This window comes from Serratia nevei, from assembly GCF_024160145.1.
In the GTDB taxonomy this organism is placed as follows: Bacteria; Pseudomonadota; Gammaproteobacteria; order Enterobacterales; family Enterobacteriaceae; genus Serratia; species Serratia nevei_A.
On the sequence record NZ_JAMYWQ010000100.1, the window covers coordinates 1 to 890 of the forward strand.

Annotated in this window: 1 protein-coding gene; it reads right to left on the reverse strand. The window is 64.5% G+C overall.

Features of this window, described 5'->3' with window-relative positions:
• The coding region (locus M6G53_RS24900; protein ID WP_253335225.1) for a hemagglutinin repeat-containing protein at positions 1-890 on the reverse strand (890 nt) is incomplete at both ends.

Sequence of the window (890 nt, forward strand, 5' to 3'; positions counted from 1 at the left end):
TCATACGCCCGCTGCAACACGTCCGCCTCGCGGAACGGTTTGCCGCCCTGCTCAAGCTGCTCCCGGGCCTGCGCCTGCGCCGCCGGGTCTTTCTGCGCCTTCAGCCCGGCGATCTCGCCCTGCGTGCGGATCACGTCCATCGCCTGGCCGCCAATCTCCCCAATCAGCTGCGCCTGTTTCAGCCGCTTCTGCTCCTTCTCCTTGTTGAATATCGGGCTGATGCTGCCGTCGTTGGCATGCTCGGTATCCCGATTAAGCTGCGCCACATCCTGCTGCTGTTTGTCGGTGTCGCGGACTATCAGCGTGCCCTCACTGACGGCGGCTTTTGTCGTGCCCTCGGCATGCCCGCTGTTGTTGGCCGCCGACAACGAGCCGCCGGCCATGTTGGTCAGCAGATCTTTGCCCACCGGCCCGCCGGTGCTCAGTGAGCCGCCGCTGTGCGTTGCGCTGTAGTCCGCCTGGTTGTGGATGTCCGTCCAGCCCAGCGTGCCGGTATCGAGGCGGTTGTTATCTTTGTCGGCCGTGCTGGCAATGACGGCGCCATCGAGCTGGGTGTGCTCCTTGACCTTGACGTCATACCCGCCCTTGCCCGCAAACAGCCCGGTCTGCTCTTTCACCGAGTCGAAGTTGCTGTGCAGCTTGTCCTTGCTGGCGCTAAAATTCGCCGAGCCGCTGCCGGCGCCGATCGGCACGCTGATCCCGCCGCTCATCTGGGTCTGCCTGGCGTCATAGCGGTCGCTGTCCCGCTGGCTTTCCAGCGCCAGGTTGCGGCCCACGTCGACGGTAACCTTTTCTCCGCTCGCCTGCGCACCTTTCAGTGTGGTATCTCTGCCGCTGGTCAGGCTGAGGTTGCTGCCCGCATCAAGCCGGGTTTCGGTATGGGTCAGCCC